This is a genomic window from Mesorhizobium silamurunense (genome assembly GCF_014843825.1).
Lineage (GTDB): Bacteria > Pseudomonadota > Alphaproteobacteria > Rhizobiales > Rhizobiaceae > Mesorhizobium > Mesorhizobium silamurunense.
Map to the genome: position 1 here is coordinate 11,469 of NZ_JHQR01000045.1, position 24,714 is coordinate 36,182.

Below are 24,714 nucleotides of genomic sequence, written 5' to 3' on the forward strand. Positions count from 1 at the left end.
CGCGAACGATATCGCGCCGGTAGTTCGAGCCCTGCTGACACCGGCGAGACGGCACCATCTGTGCGGCGCGACAATGAAGGTGCGAGCGCGCATTGCATCGCCTGAACTGCTCCCGGATGTTGGGCCGTTGAGGCGGATAAGCATGGCGACGCGGGATGAGCTGGTGAAGGTAGTAGCGAAGCGCTACGCCCGAGGCGATCGGGCAGAGAAGTCGCGCATTCTCGATGAATTCGCGGCGGTAAGCGGCTTTCACCGCAAGCATGCCATGCGGTTGCTGCGGAATGGACCACAGGCGCAGCGTTCGGGCCCGCGACCGGAGCGCCGGGTTTATGACGACGCGGTGCGCGAAGCGCTGATCGTGCTCTGGGAAGCTTCGGATCGCATCTGCGGCAAGCGTCTGAAGATGCTGATTCCGATTTTGGTGGAGGCGATGGAGCGTCACGGGCATCTGCATCTAACCGCCGAGATCCGCACACGGCTATTGGCGATGAGCGCGGCCACGATCGACCGCGCCCTTCGCGAGGTTCGAGACATCGCTGGTGGGCCGAGACGCCGTCGCAGTCCAGCGTCCACCGCGCTGCGGCGCAGCATTCCGATCCGAACCTTCTCCGATTGGCAGGATCCTGCGCCTGGATTCGTCGAGGCCGACTTGGTGGCGCACAGCGGGCCGACGACGCGGGGAAGCTTCATACAAACGCTTTGTCTTACCGACATCGCGAGCGGATGGACGGAATGCGCGCCCTTGCTGGTGCGTGAACAGAAGCTGTTGAGCGAGGTGCTGACGGTATTGCGGCGGCTCCTGCCATTTCGGCTTCTCGGATTCGACACGGACAATGACAGCGTGTTCCTGAACGAGACGATACGCGACTACTGTCTGGATGCCGGTATCGAGTTCACCCGCTGCCGTCCTTACCGCAAAAATGACCAGGCCTTCGTCGAACAGAAGAACGGCGCCGTGGTGCGACGCATTGTCGGGTATCGCCGGCTGGAGGGGCTCGAAGCCGCTGCTGCCCTTGCACAGCTCTATGCGACGGTGCGGCTGTTCGTGAACTTCTTCCAACCCTCCTTCAAGCTGGCCGGAAAGGAACGGGACGGCGCCCGCGTGCGCAAGCGCTATCACCCCGCGGCAACACCTTGCCAGCGACTGCTGGCAGATCCACGCACGCCTGAACCGGTTCGTGCCAAGCTTGCGCAAACACAGGCGAGGCTGGACCCGGTAAAGCTGCTGCAGGAGATGCGATCGGCGCAGCAGCGCCTGGTCAACATCGCCGATGAACCCTGCACGCCTGCGCTGGTGGTGAGCGATCCCGCGCTGGACCAGTTCCTGTCGGGTCTGCGAACGGCTTGGAAGGAGGGGGAAGTCCGCCCAACTGCACGAGCCAAGCCGAGGCAAAAGCGGGGGCGTCGCCGACCTGATCCGCTCGTGAAGGTCACAGGCCAGTTGCGCGCGTGGTTCGACGAAGAGCCCTGGCGGACGAGCCGCGAATTACTGGTGCGTCTGCAGGCGGAGCAGCCGGGGCAATATCCTGATCCACTTCTGCGCACGCTGCAGCGCCGCTTGAAGATCTGGCGGAAGGAAAAGGCACACGCGATGGTGTTCGGCCCGATGCACGTGGAGCCGGCAATTGAGCTGATCGCGCATTGATGGAATCCCAGCCCAGGGGAACATTATGGTGAGGCAACGGAAAGATCGTTCGAGAGCATTCCAGGGTGAGGCAATACGGCTTCTCATCAGAATTGTCGCGCCACAACCATCTGGTGCCAACGACGTTTGGCGGGAATCCAACCTTTCGATCTGGCTCGCGACCCAAGTTTCCAGCCTCGGCTGGCTGATGCAGACAGTCTCGACTTTCGATCTGATGGTTGAGCTGGTGCGGGCTTCATCGAACCCTGTCCGCCTTCATTTTGTCCTTGTTCCCCGGGGCCCTCGCCGACAATTTCAGCCGGCGCCGGGTCATGTTCGCCGTCCGGAGCCTGATGGTTATAGCCTCTCCGGTGCTATCTGGGCCTGGCACTCGGTGGCATTGTGGTTGCCTCTTTTGGCCTCCTGACGGCTTTCGCCGTGACCATCCTCACCTATTTCGTACCCTTGGCCACCAGATGGCGCTACGCCATAGGCGGCACCGGTGGCCGCGCCACCTCCATTTCCATCAGCCGCTCGGCGGCAAACCCGATCACATCCCGGCCATGACCTCAGAACGGCCAAAAGTCGGCCAAAAGCCGGCCAAAAAAGCCAGCATTTTGCTGCCCCATTTCATGAAGTTTTGGTGCCAGCCAGACACCGTTTCATAAGTAACCCGCAGTGCATCTAGGAACAAAACGAAACAGACGAGGATAGCAAATACCTTGCCAAATCTCGGATAGCTCCTCGAGGCGAGGAATATTTTATTGCGCCGGATCGGTCCATGTCCGGCCTCCTTGAAGAAGGACGTCTTTAGGCGCCTCGCGCTGCGATGAGTGACGCCCGCGCTCGCATACGATGACGTGCTAGCCGACGACGATGCTCCTCCGTAAGGGAAATCGGGAAACGCCAGCGCAACTCGCCGCGCGCGTGCTCGCTGAGGCTGGGAGCAAATTCCGGCCGTCCCTCGTCGTCGAAAGTGACGAGCGCGCGATCAAATGCGGCGTCCCACAGCGCTGAGAGAAGCAGTCCGTTATGGACGTCGAGCCGCTCGGCATCGCTTTCGCAAGCCGCCCACGGGATGATGTGTGAGGCGCGCAGCAGGGCCGGGTCGGAAATTCCGGTAAGGGGACAATACCCTTGCCAATAGTCCATAAGCCGAGTGCGAAAGATGTCCTGACCGATCCTCTGCACGACCAGTCGTTCTACTTCGGTCGTCCGAGGTAGGTCCGCCACTTTTGCTTCAAACTCCCGTAGGGGTGCATCCGGTAAGCTTATAGTGAGTTCATAGACGCGACGCAGAGTCCCATAGAGTGCGCCTAGGCTTTCGAACGCGAGGCGGACACGCCCAGGACCAGGACCTGGCATGTCAGTCGCTGGCAGGCCCAGTTCGGCGATGACGCCTGCGTGGTCCAGTGCAAGAAACCAGGGCCCTTGCTCCCCTGCTGCCGCAAGGTGGACCTTGCCCTCGGCTGTCGTCGAGCCAAAGGCTGCCCATCCCGCTTCTTGCCCCAGAACACGGCGGAAGCCGTTCTGCGAGGCAGCCTTCTCACACTCCTCACGCACTATAAAGGACTGGGGTGCCTCAACCATCGCATCCTGACTGTGCATGATTAGAGATCCCTTCCAAACAGGCGCATTTCTGCCGGTGTAGAACTCATTTGAAGCCTGACATGCCTGTCGGTCTGCAGTTCCTGGGGCGGAGCTGTCGTAGTAGTCACGATATATTGGAAACAAGGCGTCTCCACGCTCTTCTCCCATTGATGCAGTAGCCCGAAAAGGCGTTCGTAAAGTTGCCCATCCAAGTCAGCTTCTCGCGGGCTATCGTGGACAAGGAACGCAGGCAGATCTGCCTCCTCCTCGACGGCCATGTGCAAGGCGGCGAGGTCGAAGGCAACTATCTTGAGGGAGTCCAAAGCTGCCGTAGAAACCTCGCCTCGTCCTGCGAATTGAGCGTCGACCTTCAGTCCATGGCCATCGAGCTTGACGGTCCCCTCAACTCCATCAGGGAGCCAAGCGGCCATGATCCCCTGGTATCTCTCCTCCAGAGTCCGAATCGCGGCGCGAGCTCGCGAACGCCCCGCGTCAAGTTGCGCGCGAACAGCGTCTAGCGCGGCAGTAGCTGAAGGCGCGGGTTTTGCGGCTGCTTCCGCTTCGCGAAGCGATCGCACATCGTCGAGTATACGCCTTGCCCGATAAATCCGATCCTGGGCGTCTTTCGCTGCGGTTTGAGCTGCACGACTGACAACATCAGCCCTCTTGGCCTCCGCCTCGAGCGCTTGCTGGCGAGGACCGAGCTGATTGATCAGTGCCTCCAACTTCTTTGCTTCGTGCGCGGCGTTATCCGCTTCCCCGGCTAACTGTGCTGCCTTCACGAGCTTGTCAGCAATAGTCGCCTTGAGCGCAGCCAGATCGCACCGTTCAAGCGAAATGCTGCAACCCTTGGCCAGAGTCTCGTCCACGCTGACCCTGCAGATTGGGCAGACTCGCACCCTTCCTTGGGTGATGTCGATCTCGCCTAAGTTCGCTTCTGCGCGATAACGCTCTGCTTCTCGCCGCTTAGCGTCCGCCTCCTTCACAGACCCTTGATGGCTTGCTTCCAGCGCCCGACGTTCCTCGTTGAGCGCGTTTAATCGAGCGAATATCGAGCCGACATCGGGTGGTTTTGGCAAATCGGCACGCATCGCCTGGGCCAGCGCCGCCTCCGCCAGCGAAACTAGTCCCTTCCAATCTATGGTGTCCTCGAAGCCGACCTCCTCGCCGGCACTCAATGCTGTCCTTACGACCTTCAGCCCATCAAGATATCGCTGTTGCTGGTAAGCTTGGCGGCGGCGCTCATCTTCCGCGGCGGTCACAAGTCCCCGCTCGCGGAGGGCAGCAGTCTGTTCTTTTGCGTCAAGCGCACGCAAAGCAAGGCGCACCATTGTCAGCTTGGCTGTCTCGCCCAGCACCTGCGCGCGGGAACGAGACTGCGTTTGCGGTGACCGCCATGCTAAAATGTCGGCAAGGCGGCACTCCTGATCGCGCGTCAACCAGGCCCGAAGGACATCCCAGACCTGTTCGCGGCTGACTTCCGGGGGCGTCACTCTCGCGATCATTGGGAAAAACGTATCAATCATCAAGGGGTCGATGAAGGCTTGATCGCCATCGCGACGACCCCGCGCGATGGCATCTTCGATAGACGCGGCTTGCGCCACAAACTCACCGCCCGGTAGCCCCAAAGGGCGAACAGCGACCCAGCACACGCCATCGATCAGAATTTCGGCCGCAATCAAGCCGCCTGGAAGTCGCGCGAATATCCGTGATCGCTGAGTGTCCGTTGCATAGCCGACTTCCCCAAGGCAAGCGCGAAGCATGTGGCAGAAGGTCGTCTTGCCGCTGCCATGAGCCAAGGCCCGGCTTCCGCTACTCGACATGTCTGGTGTCCAAACGATGTTGAGGCCGGGTTTCAACGGCACATCGCGGATGATGGTGTTCGGATCGCTGAAGATGGCCAGGCGACGGACCCAAAGCCGAGGACCGGCCCGACCTACCGGTGCTACCGGCAGGCGCATTACCGGAGCGAACAGATCAGCCGGCATGTCCGAACCTCACCCAAACGACGTTGTCCTCCTGCGCAACGGCTGCGGTAAGAGTGCCAATATCGATGCCCCGGATGGCGCGGATCGCGAAGGCGGCACGTTGGGCGTCGGCCGACTGTGCCTGCAATCCGGAAAGGCTGAAATGCTGCCCTCGCGTCCACGCTCCGTCGGCGCGCTCCTCCAATTGGCCTGCGGTGAGCAGCGCCTCGAACATCGATCGCCACGCTTCATTAATGGCAGGGCGCAGCCGGACCACGCCTTGGGCGGGCTGCGCCTCCGCGCCGACGAGCCTAATCCATTGGGTTCGCTCGGAGCCGGCTAGCAAGGAAGTGAGCAAGGCAGGTTCCGCGAGGCTAGCGACAAGGAATCCCGCACGCCGACCATCGTCCGCATCGTTCATCAGCCAGAGCGCGTACTGAGCTGCGTAGCGGAGGCGATCTCGCGGTTGGACGCTTGGGGGCCAAGACCATGCCGCGTTTCGCAAACTATCGAGCGGCGGCAGCTGTATCGAAATCGGGACATGGTCCGCCATCCGCACATCTGCGAGTCCCAACTCCCTGAACGTCCCGTCCGCCTCCATCCGATCCCAGGCGGCTAGGACAAGTCGTTGCGTACGATAAAACCCGTGTTGGCGGATTTCCTTTTCCTTGAGCACGCGGAAGGTTTCCGAGGGGTAATCGGCGCCCTTCACGTCGGTGGGGTCGAGGATGTAGCGCAATTCATCGCGAGTCAGACCGTAAGCGCGGACATAGAAAGCATCGAGATCGGCGCGGAGGAAAGCCCGGCGGTCCTCGTCCCAGGCGAAGGGCGGGCCGTCATGGCCCAGATCGCGGGCAAAGGAGGCCAGCGCGTGAGAGGTGTAGGTGAGTTCCAGCACCTTCGGGACGATGAAGGCGAGGCGGGGTGCGCTGTAGAAATCCGGGGGTACAAATGCGATCTGGCGCATCGTAAAATATTTGAAGGAGGTTCCGCCCAGCTTCTGTCTAACGACAAAATCTGCGGCCAAGCTGTTCATGTTGCCATACAATGCCGCAATCAAATCAGGCGATTGTTCAGGCATCATAAGCAGGAATTTGTCGTTGCATCCCCAAGCGGGTGTGATGCAGGCAATCATTGTGCGCTGGTCATGAGACCGGCAGATATCGCGCCAGCCCAGCATCCAATGTCGTGGCCAACTTTTGTTCTCCAGTTTTTCCGTCACAGCTGTCGCAGGAAGCCAATAGCGTGCTTGCGGCTCAAAGTTGGGGTCCGCCTTCAACTCGATTGACACATCTGCGGCTGTCTCTCCCTTTTCATCGTAAGACGCCCAGCGGTGGTCGAATTGGTGAACCATCTTCGCCTCGTATAGCGGCACGAGTCGATTGGTCGAGGAGTAGTCTTTCGTAGGCGCGGGGTGCTCCATACTAGCTTGATCATCTAGGCATGGCATGACCCAATCCGTGCCATTGCGAACGAAACCCTCTGCGTTTAGCTGCGTCGCGGTTTGGAATAATTGGGAATCGTTGGCCATGTCGAAAAGGCGCGCGAACCCTACACCCCAAGGATTTCCGTTCGTTCTCTTCGTGTCGTCGATCAAGACTGGCGAATTAAGATAGATCTTGGCAGTTAGTTCCGCGTCGCTACGCGAGCGAAACACGGGGGCAGTCTTCGTGTTAGGATTTATCGCGGCGATTTGTTCCGCGCTTAGCGTGAAAGTGCGTTCCTGATCTGCGATTGCTGACGGATGCCTAAGGTAAAACGCAAACTGTGCTTCTGGTTGCCCTTCAGATGCGATCGACAGAAGGCAAAACCGGAAGGAATGATGAACTGCGGGAAATATGAATTCCTCATTCTCAAATGACAGGAGGCTAGCAAGGCGTTTGCTGTCGATCAGCCACGCGAAAAATGGCGCGGTCGTCGCGTCAGTTGCAATGCCCGTGGGTAATATCACTCCAGCACGTCCTGTAGGGCCGCAAATCCGTGCAAAGAGCTCGGCAAATAACGCGTAGGTATTGACGTCGCCTGTGCCAGTGAGAGGGAAGCGGCCACCCTCACCACTTGCCACTCGGACGAACTCGCTCGAGGCTTCTGCTTCCCGTTTAGCTCCAACGAAGGCATTAAACAGCGCGCGCTCGGGGGAACCGTCCGTCGCCTTCTCCAATGACTTAATCAGCCGCTCTCGCGCAGCCTTATTCGCTGCACCCGCGATGTCGGGGCTGCGGGCTGCAAAGAACTCCTGCTCCTGCAGTTTGATTCGTTCCCACGGCGGGTTGCCCAGCACCACGTCAAAGCCGCCCCGCTGCATAACGTCCGGGAACTCCAGCGGCCAGTGGAACGCACGGGCTCTGCGTGCCATGGTGGCCTGCCCAATGATTGGCCCCCAGACCTGCCCGTCATCCAGTGCCTGCCAGACATCGGACGTAGTTGGAACCAACCGCGTTCCACGCGAACTTGGAGCCCCGCCGGTCTTCGGCAGAAGGAAGGCCGCGATATACAGATCACAAGCCGTCTCCGCCTTGTGGAAAGCCTCTTCTTCACGGATCGTACGGAAGCGGCGATCCTTGGTTATGATGTCTTCGAGTGTATCTTCACTCAGCGCACGAAAGCCGGTGTATTCGGTGGCGATCGGCCGGATCGCAGGCAGGCGAGATCGACCTCCGGTGAAATCCAGCTGTCCCTGACCGGCCTTCGCATCCTTGTTGGCGCGGGCGTAGTATTTCGCGGTGTCCTTGTCGTCACCGGTCAGCGGCTTATAGGCAGCGTCAGGGATGCCGTCCTCCAACACCTTAAGGTCGAAGACGCCGAGTAGTGCATCACCGCAGCGAATCTGTGCGTCAAAGAATCCCAAGGGAAGGCCCGGATCCACGGTCTCGATCCACAGTGCGACCTTGGTCAACTCCACCGCCATGGGGTTGCGGTCCACGCCGTGAAGGCAGGACCGCGCGACATCGCGCAGAGCATGGCGGAAGTCAGACAGCGCCGGCGTGCCATCGGCCCGGATGCGAGCGACGCGTGTGGCAATGCGGCGGGCGGCGGCCAGCAGGAAGTGGCCTGAACCGCAAGCAGGGTCAATGATTGAGAGTTTCAGGAGCGCTTTGGCGGGGTCGTCCGCCTCCGCCTCCGTTCTGTCCAGTACGGGGTCAAGCGCAGTGTCGAGCAGCGCCTGAACCAAGCTGTCCGGGGTGTAGTACGAGCCTGTGGTCTTGCGCTGGTTGCCTTTCTGCTCGGCGGCCTCGGTAGCGAAGCCGAAAGATTTGCCGTCGTCGCCCAATTGAGGCTGGAGTTCGAGCAGGGATTCATAGACCGAGCCCAGTTCCTCTGTCTCCATCGCGCGCCAGTTGACCGGAACCATGCCGGTTTTGTCGGAAAGCCAGGCAAGGCGGTAGAGCGCTTCCATGAAGGCGCGGTTACGCAGGCGGGCTGTTTCGAGATGCGGCAGCTTGTCGTCTGAGAAGAGACCGCCGAGCGCCGGAAGCGCGAGCGCGTCTTGCCCATGGGCTAGAGCGCGGAAGACGACCTTGATGCCTTCGTAACGATCGTGATGCTTGTCCCAGGAGGCCGCGCGGTAGCATTGGACGCGAAGGGCGGTGAGGCTGTAGCCTTCGCCGTACAGCTTGCACGCTGCCGGTGGGGCCTTCTCTGGGTGGAGGAGGTTCCGGTCCTCCGCCACCATCAGAAAGATCAAGCGGTAGACGAGGCGCAGAAGCTCATTAAACCAGTCGGTCAGGTTGACCTCACCGGATTTCAGTTTGGCGGCGAGGTCGGGGTTGGCCTCGAGGAAGCCCGAGCCGAGCACCATGAGCGCGATCTGGACCTGAACGGCGAGACGATCACGGGCGACTTCGCCTTCCCGTGAGCCGGCATCCCGCCAGCGCTCCAACGCGCAGTCGGTAGGGGCGCCCGCAACGCCGAACCGGCTGCGGTGGATCAGAAGCCAGAGAACGGCGAAGGATGCGGCATCCTCGTTGGTGAAGATCTGAGCAAGGTCGGCCTCGATATAGGCCGGGCGGGTCAGCGATGCGTTGTCGCGCACCAGGCGGATCAGCGTGCCGTTGGTCACGAGGCCCCAGAGCGCTTCCTCATGCTCGTTCAGGTAATCCTGAAGGGCGAAGGCTGGGGAGCGAGACCGATCCACCGAGAGCGTCGGGCTACGCCGGTCGAGCTTTTCGTCGGAAGGGGGCACGACCACGATCGGCACCCGTTCGCCAGCGATGAACGAAAGAGCGCCATCCGCTGCGGCGAGATCGTCAAATCCGAACGTCTCCTGCAGGAACGCGCGAATGAAACGTCGGGTCGCTTCGGCCGACGGATGCTCGATCTTGGCGAACGCGTCGAAATGGGATTGCCCGACGCGAAAGGCGGTCGAAATCTCCTCGCGCAGCGTCAGGCCCTTGCGGATGCCGTAATCGGCTTCCTTTTGCTCTGCGGACTCACGGCGGTCGATGGTAGCGACCATGGCGGGCGCGATCAGATTGCCTTCTAGGCTGAGCGACGGCCAAGCCGACATGTCTGTGACGGGTTTACGGGCCATTGGTCAGGCCTCGCTCGGCATCAGAATAAACAGGCCGATCACGTCGGGCGGCAAGATTGCCTCAACGGTGACGCGCGAGGCGGATCCGGCTGCTGCCCGCAGACGAGCATGATCCAGCATGAGCTCTTCGGCGCGAGATCGGACGAATGTGGCCAATGGGCCTGCAACAAGGAAGGGCAGATCTTCCTTCGCCTTGGTGATGAATCTGTCTCGGGCCGATGTTGCCAGGTCAGCGGCGGCAGGTGTGTTCAAGAGCGCGCGGGCTGCCTCGCCGCTCTCCACGATCGTTCCCCCCTGAATCGCTATGAGGACGGCTTCTTCGGCGAGAAGCAGGCGTTCTTTTCGGGCGTGGACTGTCAGCTTGTACCGGATCCGAAGGAGAGCCAGTCGGGTCAACTGCTGGACTGCTGTCGTCGGCCAGGCGCCAACCCGGCCAATCCCTAGACCTGACAGCGCCTCTGGATCGAGTGAGGCTTCCACCAGCGCCTCCGCAAGGGTCGCCGTCAGGGGATGTGTCCTGGTCAGCAGCGCCGTTCCCGATGGCGCCGGTTCGACCGTCGCGAGGCGAACCGAGCCGGTCAGGTTCCGTTGGCTCAAGCGTTCCCTGAGGCCTGCTTCCAGCGCATGGACATGGGCGATGAGAACCGATTTTCTGGGTTCAAGCGGGACGCCGAAGCGAGACATCGCTCTTTCGATGAATATTTTCGCATCTTGAGGTGATCCGAGCAGGGTTCGGACTTTCTCCCATTCGGGGGCTACCTCCTGCGGCTTCATTACGTTCTGGGCAAAGCGCGCGCGGGATTTCTTCTCGCTTTCTGAGGCATCACGCCAACGCGCCTCCATCGCCTTCGTGCCATCGTCAAGCCGCAGGTCCAGGGCCAATTGTCGGCTTCCGCCCCTACGCAGCATCATTGATGCCATAAGTGCATCGGTGACCGGGCCGCGCTCGTCCGGCAACGGCACGGTCACGCCCGTCGCCTTTCGGATCTCTTCAGCTTTCCTGATGATGACCTCAAGCACGGCGCCGTCGATGGCGCTGTCAGGTGAGAACATCATGATTGACCGAACGAGCTCGGCCGGTTGTCCGAAGCGATCGACCCGGCCCTCGCGCTGCTGGTGTCGGGTGGGGTTCCACGACAGGTCGTAGTGGATGACCGTGTCGAAGAGTTGTTGAAGGTTGATCCCTTCCGACAAGCAGTCTGTCGCCACAAGAATACGCTGATTGTTCTTTTCGTCATCGACAGGCGCCATGTCGGCCACGCGATCGCGGCGCTCGTCTGGGGTAAGAACACCAGTCACCGCTTCGACGACCAGCTTTGGAAATGCCTTGCGAAGGCCATCGCGGACATGTTCTGCCGTAGCCAGGTAGCGGCAGAAGACTACCGGGTTTGCGCCCTTCTTGATCAGCGGCGTCAGAGCATCGATGAGTGCTATTAGCTTCGGGTCGGCTTTATGGACCAACTCCTCTGCTTGCCTTACCAGAGCCAGAAGCGTCGGATCAGTCTCAAAGCCGGTACTGGGTTCGATGTCCACAGCGTCTTCGTCAACAGAATCCTCGTCGTAGATCTGAGGTTCAAGACGTTCGCTCTCATTGGACATGCGATTCCGCAAAGCGCTCAAGGCTGCCGCGGGGGAGGAGCCCACACAGCGCATCAAGGCGAGTGTGCCCCAAAAGGCCAGACGCCGGTCGCGTTGCCCAAACCCTGCCCGAGCGACGACGCCGAAGCAGTAGTCCAGAACCGCTTCCTGAAAATTGAGAGGAGCCTGCAACAGCCGGTATGGGAACTCGGTTGTCTCGTGCTTTGGGAAAGCGCGATTTTCGTCCCATTCGCCCGAGACGAGATCAATGCGTTGGCGTTGCACGAAATGCCGTGCGAGACGCTCGCGATATCGGGCATCATCGAAGCTCATAGAGCCGAAGGATGGTTCGATAAGCGAGAGAAGGCGGCCGAACGCCTCTTCGTCGCCGGAATGGGGTGTTGCGGTGAGAAGGATCATCCGCCGTTCCGGATTGCGAGCCAGCCCGGACAGCAGCTCAAACCGCTGCTGCTTGCCCTTGTGAGTGCCCACGCAGGCATGCGCCTCATCGACGATTACAAAGTCGGGGCATGCACGGGCAAATCCCTCACGGCGCTTTTCCGCCTTGATGTAATCGAGGCTGACAACGGTATAGGGGTAGGCATGGAAGAGCGTCTGCGCGAGAGGCAGGCCGCGTTCAAGCCGCGCAGCACTCCCAGAAGTCACGGCGACAGCATCTATTCCGAAGCGCATCCTCAGTTCGCCCACCCACTGCTCGACGAGATGCGGAGGACAGAGCACGGAGAAAGCATCAACCTCGCCCCGGTCCCTCAGTTCACGCAGGATAAGGCCAGCCTCAATCGTTTTCCCGATCCCAACATCATCGGCAATCAGAAGACGGGGCACCTGCAGGCGAAGGGCCATCAGCAAGGGAACGAGCTGGTAGGTCCGCGGCTCAAAGGCGAGCTGCGCTGCTGACCGGAACGGCCCCGCCCCACGACGCAATGCCAGGCGCAGGGCGTCAGCGAGCAGCGCTGCCTTCGCCTGAACGGTAGCGGACGCGTCGGCAGGCAGATCGAAACGAGCGGATTCAACCGGCTGGATTTCGAGCGCCGGGTCGAGGACCACCATGTCGTTCTCGCTGCCCGATATGGGCCGGAGAGCCAGAATGCCGTCTTGTGGGGACGGCAACGCGACCCACTCACGTCCGCGGGCGCGGACCAGATCTCCGGGGGCAAAATTCACTGTCATCGGATTATCCCCCAAGCATCGAGATCATTGCGTCAGGGACGCTCCCAGGCACCGTTCCTTGCAATTCGAACAGCGTCCAACCCTTGGCTTCCGCTGTCTCGCGCGTTGCGTCGGCCAGGAAACCGATGCAAGCGGCAACGAAATGACTTCGCCAAGCGAAGCTCATCTCTTGACCGGAAAAGCTGACGGCAGAGGCGTCGGGAGCCGGCAGTCCTGCTTCGTTAAACGCGCTTTGCCACCCCCCACCTTCAGCTGGCATGCTCGACGCAGCGGCCAGCTCGATCTGCCCCCGCGCGAGATCGACCAGCATTTGTTTGGCTTCGTCGCTCGTTCTATCGATGAGTTCGTGGTCGGGCTGGTTGAAATACGAGAGCAGGCAGCGATAGCACCCGCGGACACAGGCCTCCCCGCCGCGACTGACAAGCAACTCGGCATTGCCCGCGTCGATCGCTTCATCGACCTTCTCGAAATGCATGAGAACCAGCGCTTGTCGGGCGACCTTGCCGAGGGCTTGCGGTTCCGCGACCAGACGGCTTAACACCCCAGCGCCGCCCTCCGTGGCTTCGTAAGCGAGAATGGCGCGGCGGTTATCGCGAGCGGGCAGAGGCTCACCGAGGATCTCTCCTTCTTCCAGTTGGAACACCACCTCAATGCCCCTCATTAGGGCATGCTGAACCGTGGCGATTGTCTCGGCTGCATAGGCCGAGGGTTCATTGAAACGGAACAGGAGTGCGTTCTTCCGATCACGGACGATGGGGACGATCCGAACCGGCTTCACGACATCCGGAGGCGCATCGACATCCGCATCTTCGTCTTCCGACTTCGTCCAGTAGCCGCTGCGCGGGTCGATATAGAAACCGAAGACGGTCTGTTTGGCTCGCCGCTTCAGTCCTTTGTTGATCCGGCTGATCTCGGCGCTGTTGGCATATTGCAGGGTAAGAATCGAGGCCTCATCGCAGCGGAACTCGCCCTCAGTTACCTGGGGGCCGCCGTCTCGCATCGGCCAGGAAAAGACGGTCTGAATATCAAAGCCCTGCCGGACACGTTCTTCGTCATTTGCTGTGATCCGTTCGACGGGTGCGGCTTCGACGTTGTCGATCCTCAGCGTCCTTTGCACGGGGACCTCGCCTGCCATAGGGGTATTGCAGGCATGGCAGCGCTCAACCTCGCCGTCATGGCAGGCGCCGCAGTTCGAACAGATGAAGATGTCCCTGGTGGCGAGTTCCGACCCGTCTCCCGTACGAACTTCCGGCGGCAGCTTCGCCTTCATGACCCTGTAGGCGCGGCCTTCATGATAGATCAGGCTGCGTGGTCCGAATTCGGAGATGGCCAGGAAGCGGGCGCGCTGCAGGAACGAGCCAGTTTTTCCCTCTCCAGGGATGAAGGCATAGAGCGGCAGCCGAGGGAAATTGTACCCCGGCAGGAAGCCCTCGGTCGCGAGATAGCGGTAGGAATAGAAGTCCGAGCCGTTCGAGGCCTTGCCCTGCTCGAGAATGGTGATCTGGTCGCTCGCCTGCATCTGGGCGGCCTTGATGCGTCGACGGTCGGCGCCCGAAAGGCCGGTAATTTCAGACCGGGCATTGGCCTCCATCAGTTGCGTACGAGCGGAGTTGTAGAGTTCTCGCCAACGATCGAAGGCGCGATCAAACTCCCTGGGCGCGCGCTGGGCGACATCGGAGACAAAGTCATCCGGCTCACCCATCCAAACCGGCTTCCGACCCTCAGTTGAAGCAAGTATCTGATCCAGAACGCGCTTCATTGGGGAACGCGCCGTTATCACCAGCGCCGGCCTGGTGATAACTTCGTAGATCTCCAGCTTCAGTGGATAGTCCGGCTGTTTCAGATCGAGGATCTCGGGAATGTCAGGCGACAGGGCGACCTTCGCTTCGGCAAGCCAGACGGCGTGCAAATGTGAGCGCACGAGCTCTTCATTGGTTATGTCGAGCGCCGGGGGACGAACGACGCCCGCTACCATCTCACTGCGCCGTTCGAAAAAATACTGGTCGTGCGGTGATTGGGCGGCGCAATATGTCACGATAACGGCGGCCTGCCCGGAGCGACCGGCGCGGCCGGCGCGCTGGGCATAGTTCGCAGGCGTTGGCGGAACATTTCGCAGATAGACGGCATTCAACGCCGAGATATCGACGCCAAGTTCCATTGTCGGCGAACAAAACAACGCGGGCAGAAACTGCTCCGACTCTCCTGCCGCCCTAAGGTCAGCGGCATTCTCCGCAAGGTTCTCCTGATCATCCTTTTCAAAGCGAAAGCGCCACTCCCGCCATTCACGCTGTTTCTGGGACACTTGCGCCGTATGCTCACGCCCTTCGAGGCCCCAATAATTGCTATGGCCCGCTTTCAGGTTGGCGGCGATCGCATTGTAGAGATCATGGAAGTAGCGGTTCCCCTGCGCGTCCCCTGTCCGAATAGCCTCGCCCGGAACAACACGAACCGCAGAAGGTGACAGACGCCAACCCTGCAGGTCTGTCTCAATGTCGACGCGTGACACCAGCCCCTCACGGGCCAAGAGCTCCATCAGGCCAGTCATCACCGTCAGGTAGTCCGCCTTTCCAAGCTTGGTCCCTATGGCGCTCCTGCGATTAATAAGGCGACCGATACGGGAATTGTGTCCGGCGCGGATTATGGTCTGCTCCTCCCGTAGTCCCACCCGGTCCTTGCCTGGAGCTTGCAGAAACAGGGTCGTACGACCTCTCGGTGTCTCTTTTGCGTCGATGGCCCAAGGCGTACGCAGGAGATTTCGCGACTTTTGAGCGACGGTGTCGAGCACGGTCAGATCGAGCGCTTCGGTTCCGACAGCCAGGCCTTCGAGCATGGCACCGAGAAGCAGCTTCAGCATCGTTTTGCGTGCCGCCGCGTCGACGGTCCCGAGATCAGGCAGGATAGCCACGAGGCGTTCGGTGTCCTCCGCGAGGTCATCAAGCCCAACGAAAGCAACGTCGATGAGCTTTAGGACCGAAAGGCTGGGATTTGTGTAGCGCCAACCACGTCGCAGATCTGTCCAGAACCGATGGGCTAGAACCTTGGCGAGTGAGCGTTGGGCGTCCTCGCGGACAACAGCGCCTGCTTCGGAATCCAACATCCAGTGGATCCGTGCGTCCTTGTTGCCTGCGGTAAATCCAAGTGCCTTTACCACCCGCAGACCGAATTCGTCCTCGGTCATGCCGTCTTCGCCAGCATCCAAAACGGCGCGTAGGATCGCGCCGCGCAAGAGGCTGACGAACAAGAAGTCGTTGAAGTGGCCCGCCTGAAGTGCGGCGTCCTGTCGGTTATCCGTGAAGCCCAGGAGCTTGCGCTTCTCCTTGGGAACGCCGCTATCGCGCCCGTTCATCCATTCGAGGGCGGTGGAGACGAGAAGCGTGGTGGCTGAACTGCGGCCTTCGCCGGACAGGCCTGCGAGCTTACTGCGTTCCCGCATGCTGGGATGCGGCTGATCGAGACAGCACGGACAGAAACCGAATTTTCCCGGTATGAACCAGAAGCTCTTCCCCGATGAATTGTAGCGCCCATCCGAGGCAATCGTGACCATTTGCGGTGATCGGCGCTTCCTGTTGGCCCGGAGCCGTTCGATGCCGTTGCGCTCCTCACGCCACTCTTCGGGATATGTTTCGATCTCACCTGTGAAGGCATATTCGGGATCGCCATCGCCCGTTGGCGTCAGGTAGCCGGCGGTGTCCCCTTCCTCCTCTTCGAGTGGCGTGTCGTCGATGTTCCTCGGCAGGAAGCGAATGCCGTCGCTGTCCTCTGACTTTGCGACAACGTGGAACTCATGGCCGCAGTCCCGGCAGAACCGAGTGGGATAGAGTCGGTGGCCAGGGGCACTGGGGTCTTCAAGCTGGCCTTCGAACAAGACGTTCCTGGGTCGCTCAGTCAGCGTGGTGAAAACCTCTCCCGCGCCGGCAAAAAACTGATGCAGCTTGAACGCGAGGAATGCGCCGGTGGATGAGCCGCCCCGCTCCGTTTCCGGGAGGCTGATGCGGGTCAGGAATGTCTCGAGGCCACTTCGACAGGCTTCTAAAGCTATGCCGCTGTCCTTTGACAGGAGTGAAACGGCCTCTTCAAACGGGATGGGCTTTTTGCGCTTGAGTTCATGCGCGTCTTCCAGTCCGATCGCGAGTTCGGTCCATACCGCCAGCGGGTGTCTTTGCAGGACCTCATCCGTGAGCACATCGGGAAGCGCAGTTGTCAGGACCTGTGCAAGCTTCGGCCGCACGTCGTCGAGTTTCAGCAGATCATCCGTCGCGCGTTGAAGGGATTCATCAATGACGGATTCCGGCCCAATGGGGGTTCCGAAGAGGCGCGATGCGACATCTGCCACGGCCTGCGCGCGGTTGATATCTGATCCCTCGCTCGCCATGGTGGCTGAAGTTCCGATGCAGATTAGCGCATTATCCGGTGCACAGCGGTTGCGAAGGCGGCGGACGAGAATCGCCACATCGGCGCCTTGGCGGCCACGATATGTGTGCAGCTCGTCGAGAATGATGAAATTCAGACCGTCTGCGTTCTCTATGACCTTGGTGTCGAGTGCGTCCTGCCGCGTCAGGAGAAGCTCCGCCATCATAAAATTGGTCAGTAGAATGTCGGGCGGACTGTCTGCAATCTGTTGTCGCTGTTCCTGATTTTCCTGGCCGGTGTAGCGCCGCACGACTGGCTTCAGTTCGCTTGGAAGACCGGACTGGGCGATGAACCTCTCGATCTCTTTCAACTGGCTATTGGCCAGCGCGTTCATCGGATAAACGATGATGGCGCTGGTCCTGCGTTGCTTCCCGGCCCTTCTCGCGCGGACGATCGCGTCGACCACCGGCACGAAGAAGCACAGCGATTTGCCCGAGCCAGTTCCAGTTGTGACGACATAGCTCTGCCCGGCCCGGGCCTTTGCGATGGACTGCGCTTGGTGGCGATGAAAACGCAAAGACGACTGCCCCAAACGGAATATTTTGCCGGTCGCGTCGTCGAGATCACCCGAAGCGACCAGATCATCGACAGTCGGGCCCTGAAGATATCTAGGATTGAGCGAGAGCAGCGCGTCGGGCCAGAAACGTCCAGCATCGTACTGGCGATCGAGTTCGGATTTCAGGTCCGCAGAGCGAATAGTGCTGAACGACCGCGAGAAGCGGGCGTAGGAATCGATAAGGCGATGGTCGAACTCAAATGCCTTCATTGCCTATCTCGCCATCACTTTTGATTCTTATTGTCTGCAAAAACTCTTTTTGCGTGACTTCATTGAAAATTTGCAAACATGCTCTGGATAGACAGAGCCATCCTAAAGCGAATTCGTTTTCTGACCGACTCCCCATGCGGAGCGCTTTTCGTACCAGCCAATAGTCCTCATCCCCACAAGCATGACAACGGTGCTGCCGCCAGTCCGGCGATCTTATGCTGCAAAAGAGTAACTTCAATGAAGGATTACGCTTGTTTTTGTGGCCCCACTCCATGCTGACGCAGTCGGAGGTTGTTGTGGACACATGATCAGGCACGACAGACGATCGCGATCAACACCATCACTACGCCGGCGGCACACTCCCTCTTTGCCGCTCCACAATCGCGGAGCGGGTTAGTCCAAAGTATCTCATCCTTACGGCGCTGGGTGGCGCTGGTGCAGGACTATCTCGCCGCGACTAAGGCTCCGCGGCAAGCGAGCCGGCAACAGCGCCCACGCCAACCTTCGCGGAGGTTACTGCGCTCGACCGGATCGACACGTCCCGAACGCGACTGCGCCTCCAACGGCCCACGCTCGCCGCTTACCTGCTTCAAATTGCCATGCTTAGCGGCACCTCGCCCTAACCTTCCAAGGGAATTTTCATTCGGCTGCGGTTAGAGCCTCGGCGGGGCACACGAAATGTCCTATGAACCTCCGAGAATCTCTTTCTGGGATAACAAGGTCGTTTGTATGTCTCGATGGAACTCGGCAGTGCGACCTGGGGTGACGTCCCGGGACGTGGTGTAGCTGGTAGCGCGGTGGTCATCGGCGCTTTCCGGTAGGGTCTGGTTGTCGACACTCAACCCGTTCCTGGAAGGACCACCGATGACCGACGACATGATGAACCTGCGCACGCTCGTGGAGAAGAGCGCGGATGCTGATCTTTTGCGTGAGATGATCGGCTTCGCGGCCGAGCGGCTGATGGAGATGGAGGTGGGTGCCGCGACCGGCGCTGCCTATGGCGAGAAGAACCCGCTCCGGACAGCGCAGCGCAACGGCTACCGCGACCGGGACTGGGAGACACGGGCCGGCACGGTCGAGCTGCGCATCCCGAAGCTCAGGAAAGGCTCTTACTTCCCGGGCTTTCTCGAGCCGCGCCGCATGGCCGAGAAGGCACTGACGGCCGTCATCCAGGAGGCCTATGTCCAGGGGATATCAACACGCTCGGTCGACGACCTGGTCAAGGCGATGGGCATGTCGGGGATATCGAAGAGCCAGGTCTCGCGGCTGTGCGAGGAGATCGACGGCAAGGTGAAGGCCTTCCTCGAACGGCCGATCGAGGGCGACTGGCCGTATCTGTGGATCGACGCCACCTACCTGAAGGTCCGCCGGGGCGGACGCATCGTCTCCGTTGCCGTCATCATCGCCGTCATCATCGCCGTCGGCGTCAACACCGACGGCCGCCGCGAGGTGCTGGGCATGGAGATCGGCACATCCGAGGCAGAGCCGATCTGGACGGAGTTTCTGCGCAAGCTCACCAGACGCGGCCTGCGCGGCGTGAAGCTGGTCGCCTCCGATGCACACGAGGGACTGAAAGCGGCCGTCACAAAGGTTCTCTCGGCCACATGGCAGCGCTGCCGCGTCCACTTCATGAGGAACGTGTTGGCGCATGCCGGCAAGAGTGGGCGCCGCGTCGTCTCGGCCTTCATCGCCACCGCCTTCGCCCAGGAGACACCCGAGGCAGCCAGCGCCCAGTGGCGCGCCGTCGCGGATCAGATCCGGCCGAAGGTCCCGAAGCTCGCCGCCATCCTCGACGACGCCGAACCCGATGTGCTCGCCTACATGACCTTCCCGAAGGAGCATCGGGCAAAGCTGCACTCGACGGATGAGATCGACAAGCGCTTTCTTTCCGGTCGTGGTATCCTTCAACGGCGCGGGCGACCTCGTGGCGAAGCGCGGCGCATCGGCTGAAAGCGCCGCCGGGCAGCCTTATTCAAGCCTTGCCGGATTGAGGCGCCCGCGCGCCTTTTCTTTTGGCGGTCGCGGGCGCCAGACCTCGACAAAGTGTTCGTAGCCCTTCTGGGCCTGTTCGGCTACGCGCATCTCCTGGTTCCGAAGTTCCCTGACATTGTAGGCATACGCGGGTCCGCGACTGTTGCCTTTCTTCTGCGGCTTGCCGGCCTGCAATTCCATGCTGCGCACCTTGTGGGCGACGAGACTTGGTCGCGCCCAGAGGTAGTTCTCCTCCTTCGTCAGCAGATGCCAGCATAGAACCGTCAGCTTGCGCGCTACAGCGACGGCGGCAACCTGATGGCCGCGCCTGGCCCGGATACGGACGAAGAACGCGTGCAGCGGACCCGGGGCCTTGGCGGCCGCCCAGGCGGCCTCCACCAGCATCGCGCGGGCGTGGCTGCGACCGATCTTGCTGATCCGGCCATGATGTGCGGCACCGAGGCCCGACTCATGCACACGCGGATTGAGGCCGAAATAGCTGACCAGCTTCTGGGGGCTCTTGAAGCGAGCGATGTCGCCGATCGCCGCCATCAGCCCCGCTGCCACAGCCAGGTTGACGCCGGTGATGCTGAGCAGACGCCTGATCGCTGGATCGTCCAGCGTGGTCTCGGCAATCTCCTGGTCGAGGGTCGCCAGATCCTCGGCAAGCCGATCGAGTTCGGTCTTGTGTCAGGCCTTGATTTGCGGCCATGACGTGCCGCGGGCCGGTATGGTGATGCGCGGATCAGGTCCAAATCTAGAAAGCGAGCGTGAGGCTCGGTGCGTCATTCTGGTTTTCCTGACCCCGATCTGATCGATCATTTGCCCGTGCGGTTCAGGCCTTCCTCACATTCCCCGACGAACCGGCTTCAGGTGTGCTGCTGAATGCTCATGCAGGCACCGTTGCCGGATTCCGGTAATCCTCTTCCTTTGTCAGCATGGCCCAGATGCCACGCGCCATCTTGTTGGCCAGCGCAATGGCCACAAGCATGCGCGGCTTCTTCGGCATCATGCGCGCGAGCCAGGAGCCCTCGGGCGCGCCCTTCCGCGATGCCCATTGGACCACAGCCATGGCTCCAATGATGAGCAGGCGTCGAATATCGCATTGGCCCATCTTCGAGGTTTTTCCTAGTCGTTGCTTGCCGCCGGTCGATTTCTGCAACGGGACGAGCCCAAGCCAGGCGGCGAAGTCACGGCCGCATTTGAACGTCTCCATCGGCGGCGCGAAAGTTTCGATCGCCAGTGCGGCGATGGGGCCAACGCCGGGCATGGTTTGCAAGCGCCGAGATGCCTCAGCTTCCCTCGACAGAGCATCGATCTTCTTCTTCAGTGCGTCGATCCGGCCAGTTAGCTGGTAGATCCGGTCCAGCAGATCGCGGCAGATTTCGCGGGCCAGATCAGGCAAATTGGCTTTCTCGTCCTCAACGAAACATTCAAGTCGGTTCAGATAACGAATTCCCTGCGGCGCGATGTGGCCGAACTCATACAGGTGCGCACGCAATGCGTTGACCAACTCAGTGCGCTGATTGACCAGCTGTTCTCGGGTGCGAAACATTATGGACCGAGACTGCTGCTCCTCGGTTTTCGGTTCGACGAAGCGCATCGTTGGCCGTTGCGCTGCCTCGACGATCGCCTCCGCATCCGCTGCGTCGTTCTTCTGCCGCTTGACGAACGCCTTGACATACCGAGGTGCAATCAGCTTCGGCTGATGGCCAAGCCGGACCATCTCGCGAGCCCAATAATGGGAACCGGCGCACGCCTCCATCGCCACTACACATGTTGGCTGACCCGCCATGAACTTGCAAAACTGCAGGCGCGACAGTTTTTTGCGGAACACGACTGATCCGTCAGCCGCCGCGCCATGCAGCTGAAACACGTTCTTTGCCAGATCGACCCCAATGATGGTAACCTTTTCCATGGATGCCTGCCTCTCCTTTGCGTGGCTCTAACACCACAAACTTGGCACATCGCGATGCCGCCGGAGAAGGCTGGCATCCACCCCATCTGGAAAGCGTCGGCCAGTTGAGCGATGATCCCCTCATCAGCCTGCCCGCAGTGGCCCGCTGATCAGCCCGGCCCTGCCGGACAGCAAGGCGACCAATGCCGCCAGCTACACCACCTCGGGGGACACCATCCGACCTGGGCGGATACGGTAGTCGCGTTCTTCGACGATCATGGCTTCCTCACTTTACCTGAAACCCGAAGGCGAGTGGGTCGCGCTCATCGACGAGAATGGTGTTATAACCGGTGACACGCGCCCATCCGCCGATGCTCGGAAGAATGGCAGGAAGTCCTGCAACTTCCGACACATTCTCCACACGACCATGGAATAGCGTGCCGATGAACGACTCGTGGACAAACGTTTCCCCGACGTTCAGCAACCCCTTTGCAACACGCTGTGCCATGCGAGACGAGGTGCCGGTGCCACAAGGCGAGCGGTCGATACCGCGTTCACCGAAAAACACGGCGTTGCGTGCATTTGCTTCCGGGTGCTTGGCCTTGTCAGCCCACATAACATGGCTCACCCCAGAAATCCGATCGTCGTCTGGATGCACAGGCCCCACGGCATCCTGTACCAATTTGCGCACAACCGGGCTAGCCTTGAGGATATCGTCGGCGGTCATGCTGTCGAGACCGGTCCAGTTCTTCTGAGGTTCCACAATGGCATAGAAGTTGCCACCGTAGGAGACGTCCACAATAAGCTCTCCAATGCCTGGAACGTCGATTTTTGCGTCACTTGCGTGAAGATAGGCCGGCACATTGTAGATGCGGACCTCATCAATGAAACGACCGTTTCGTGTGTACTCCGCCTCGACGCGCCCGGCAGGCACCTCAAGCGCCAGCCGTCCTTCGTTCTTTGGCACCACGAAACCCTGTTCCAGTGCGGCGGTTACGGTACCGATGGTGCCATGGCCGCACATGGGAAGGCAGCCGGAAACCTCGATGAACAGCACACCGATATCACAATCCTCACGTGACGGGGGGTAGAGAATGGAGCCCGACATGACATCATGGCCGCGAGGCTCGAACATCAACGCCTGGCGCACCCAGTCATAGTCCCGCAGGAATATCTGACGCTTTTCGGCCATACTGACGTTGGGCAGTATAGGAGCTCCCCCGGCAACAACGCGAACGGGACTGCCACATGTATGGGCATCGATGCATATGAAGGTATGGGGATTCATGATTGTCCTCCAGATTAGGAAAAACGGCTGATGGAAAAGGGTGTAAGATTGTCTTTCGGCAACCATGTCCGCGACCAGCCGCCCGATCGTCGGCCCAAGCGCCAGACCACAATGCCTAGGACCATAGGGCATGGATGACGCATTGGGGCGCCGCGGGAAACCGATCACCGGAAGTGTGACGGGAGTCTTGGACGATGCCTGATCCATTGTGCCCTCTGCTGATATGAGATCCGGGAGGTAAACCTTCGCAAGTTTTGCTAACGCGTCACTCGATGATAATTAGGGGCGACGCCTCCAGTCCCGCGAATTCAGCGCGCCGCCGGTTGTGATCCTGTATACCCTGGCGTAGCAACGACCTTGCGCTCTGCCAAATTGACCTCCCGGGAAAGCGTCACTTCAGAATTTGGTATCTTGATAGCCGCGTTCGCTTTCAAGCAACACGCGGTCGCCGATGGTCTTGGCTAGGCGCGCCGGCCCATGCACCAGCCGCAATCACCAACTTGTCATACCAGGTAGCCACCCTCCCCGTCAGTGAAAAACCCGCACTGGTGCGGCGGAAGGCGCCTTGTCCGACTTTGCAAAGACGCACTCAAAACTTTGAACGGTTGCGGTTGCAACAAAACCTGCAACAAAACTCGAACTAAAATTCGCAGACTCTTAACGCCGAAAACTCGTTGACGATGTAGCCTCGGGACAAGGTCTGAGGTCCAGCGAGGCTAGAAAGACGCCGACGATCTTCAGACCGCCGCACGGCACGCACAGAAGAGGTCCCTAGGTGGCACAACGCACCGGGCGACTGGATACCTCTCGCGGACTGAGGGCAAAGCAGCCGGGCGACAAATCACTCACTTCTTACCACTCACTGGAGAGCCATTGATGAACTATCCCACCGAAGTGACCGATGCCGTGGAACTCATCTGGGGCGAAGGCATGCTTTCTCCGGGCGGGCCGGAGAAGGTCGCGGAGATGCTGGAGGACATCGACCTTTCTGGCGGCCGCGTGTTGGACATCGGTTCTGGCCTAGGCGGCGTCGACGTGCTGCTGGCGACCAAGCACTGCGCGGCCGCAGTCATCGGCATCGATGTGGAGCCGCATCTGATCAAATCGGCTCGTGACCTCGCGGCGAGGAAGGGGCTCGCTGGTCGCGTCATCTTCAAGCTTGTCGCACCGGGCAGGCTCCCGTTTGCGGATGCCAGCTTCGACCTAGTCTTCTCCAAGGACGCGATGCTGCATATCGCCGACAAGCCGGCTCTCTATGTAGAGGTCCTGCGCGTGCTGAAGCCCGGCGGCTGGTTCATTGCCGCGGATTGGCTCTGGTCTGAAGGCGCCGCCGAGAGCGGCATAGTTCACGAATGGCTCGCGGAATCGCAATCGCTATCGAAATTCGCCTTCACGACGCCAGCTGCCGCTCTCCAGGCACTCATTAACGCAGGTTTCGCCGAACTGATGATCACCGATCTCCGCCATAAACTACAGGAGGCCAATCGCAAGGAGGTTGCGCTACTTGAGGGTCCGACACTCCAAAAGCTTGCGGCGATCGTCGGAACGGAGATAGCCGAAGGATGTCTCTTCAATGCCAAGGGCCGTCAGGCAGCGCTCGATTCTGGCGACCTCATCCCTTGCCATCTCAGGGGCCGCCGCCCGTTCTAATTAGAGTAACCGCCGTTCTCATGCCACGGCCTTGAGCGGCACAGGTCTGTAGGTCCAAGGCAGCAGATCGTCGATCTGGCCAGCTTGCATGTTTTTGCCGACTGCCGAACTATGCCGAGCGCCTCTTTCACCATAGCGGTATGAAGTATGAAGTCCGCCCTGAACAACGGTTAAGCGATTGAGACGGCATGATCGCGGAGACGGGGGGAAGTATCCGGTTTCGCGGCTGAAGCAGCAAGCGCCAGCAGGAT

The 24,714-nt window shown here is 60.4% G+C and carries 9 protein-coding genes and 3 pseudogenes; 4 read left to right on the forward strand and 8 right to left on the reverse strand.

All coding sequences use genetic code 11. The features are described from left to right. Window positions 1-142 precede the first annotated feature (142 nt). Together DH10_RS04665 and DH10_RS38100 are read left to right on the forward strand one after the other, a co-directional pair. A complete protein-coding gene (locus DH10_RS04665; protein WP_425515282.1) occupies window positions 143-1,645 on the forward strand; it encodes a transposase in 1,503 nt (500 codons plus the stop codon). 187 nt (window positions 1,646-1,832) lie between these two features. Then, window positions 1,833-2,107 (forward strand): annotated as a pseudogene (locus DH10_RS38100) (MFS transporter); the annotation flags it as partial. A 327-nt stretch (window positions 2,108-2,434) separates the two neighbouring features. Here the strand turns inward: DH10_RS38100 and DH10_RS04675 are convergent. From DH10_RS04675 to DH10_RS04695, 5 genes are read right to left on the reverse strand one after another with little or no spacing between them, the layout of a single operon-like run. Continuing rightward, window positions 2,435-3,232, reverse strand: a complete 798-nt coding sequence (locus DH10_RS04675; protein WP_210327754.1) for an HNH endonuclease — start codon at window positions 3,230-3,232, stop codon at window positions 2,435-2,437. A 2-nt stretch (window positions 3,233-3,234) separates the two neighbouring features. Next, complete coding sequence (locus tag DH10_RS04680; protein WP_192384283.1) at window positions 3,235-5,202, reverse strand: hypothetical protein; 1,968 nt, start codon at window positions 5,200-5,202, stop codon at window positions 3,235-3,237. Further along, the gene (locus tag DH10_RS04685) at window positions 5,192-9,712 is read right to left on the reverse strand and encodes an Eco57I restriction-modification methylase domain-containing protein (protein WP_192384284.1); all 4,521 of its coding nucleotides are present in this window, start codon (window positions 9,710-9,712) and stop codon (window positions 5,192-5,194) included. Before DH10_RS04685 ends, DH10_RS04680 begins: the two co-directional genes overlap by 11 nt. Window positions 9,713-9,715: 3 nt before the next feature. Beyond that, a complete protein-coding gene (locus tag DH10_RS04690; protein ID WP_192384286.1) occupies window positions 9,716-12,481 on the reverse strand; it encodes a DEAD/DEAH box helicase in 2,766 nt (921 codons plus the stop codon). A gap of 4 nt (window positions 12,482-12,485) precedes the next feature. Then, window positions 12,486-17,657, reverse strand: coding sequence for a DEAD/DEAH box helicase (locus DH10_RS04695; RefSeq protein ID WP_192384288.1), 5,172 nt, complete (start codon window positions 17,655-17,657; stop codon window positions 12,486-12,488). Between the two features lie 864 nt (window positions 17,658-18,521). Between DH10_RS04695 and DH10_RS04700 the strand changes: the two are divergent. Beyond that, window positions 18,522-19,535 (forward strand): annotated as a pseudogene (locus DH10_RS04700) (IS256 family transposase); the annotation flags it as partial. A gap of 90 nt (window positions 19,536-19,625) precedes the next feature. Here DH10_RS04700 and DH10_RS04705 read toward each other — a convergent pair. From DH10_RS04705 to DH10_RS04715, 3 genes and pseudogenes are all read right to left on the reverse strand, one after another. Continuing rightward, window positions 19,626-20,318: pseudogene (locus tag DH10_RS04705) on the reverse strand (transposase); the annotation flags it as partial. A gap of 199 nt (window positions 20,319-20,517) precedes the next feature. After that, a complete protein-coding gene (locus DH10_RS04710) occupies window positions 20,518-21,546 on the reverse strand; it encodes an IS110 family RNA-guided transposase (RefSeq protein ID WP_192384290.1) in 1,029 nt (342 codons plus the stop codon). 265 nt (window positions 21,547-21,811) lie between these two features. Beyond that, complete coding sequence (locus tag DH10_RS04715; RefSeq protein ID WP_192384292.1) at window positions 21,812-22,813, reverse strand: 4-hydroxyproline epimerase; 1,002 nt, start codon at window positions 22,811-22,813, stop codon at window positions 21,812-21,814. Window positions 22,814-23,689: 876 nt separating this feature from the next. On the opposite strand from DH10_RS04715, the gene DH10_RS04720 reads away from it, so the two are divergent. Next, the gene (locus tag DH10_RS04720) at window positions 23,690-24,463 is read left to right on the forward strand and encodes a class I SAM-dependent methyltransferase (RefSeq protein WP_192384294.1); all 774 of its coding nucleotides are present in this window, start codon (window positions 23,690-23,692) and stop codon (window positions 24,461-24,463) included. The last annotated feature ends 251 nt before the right edge of the window (window positions 24,464-24,714 follow it).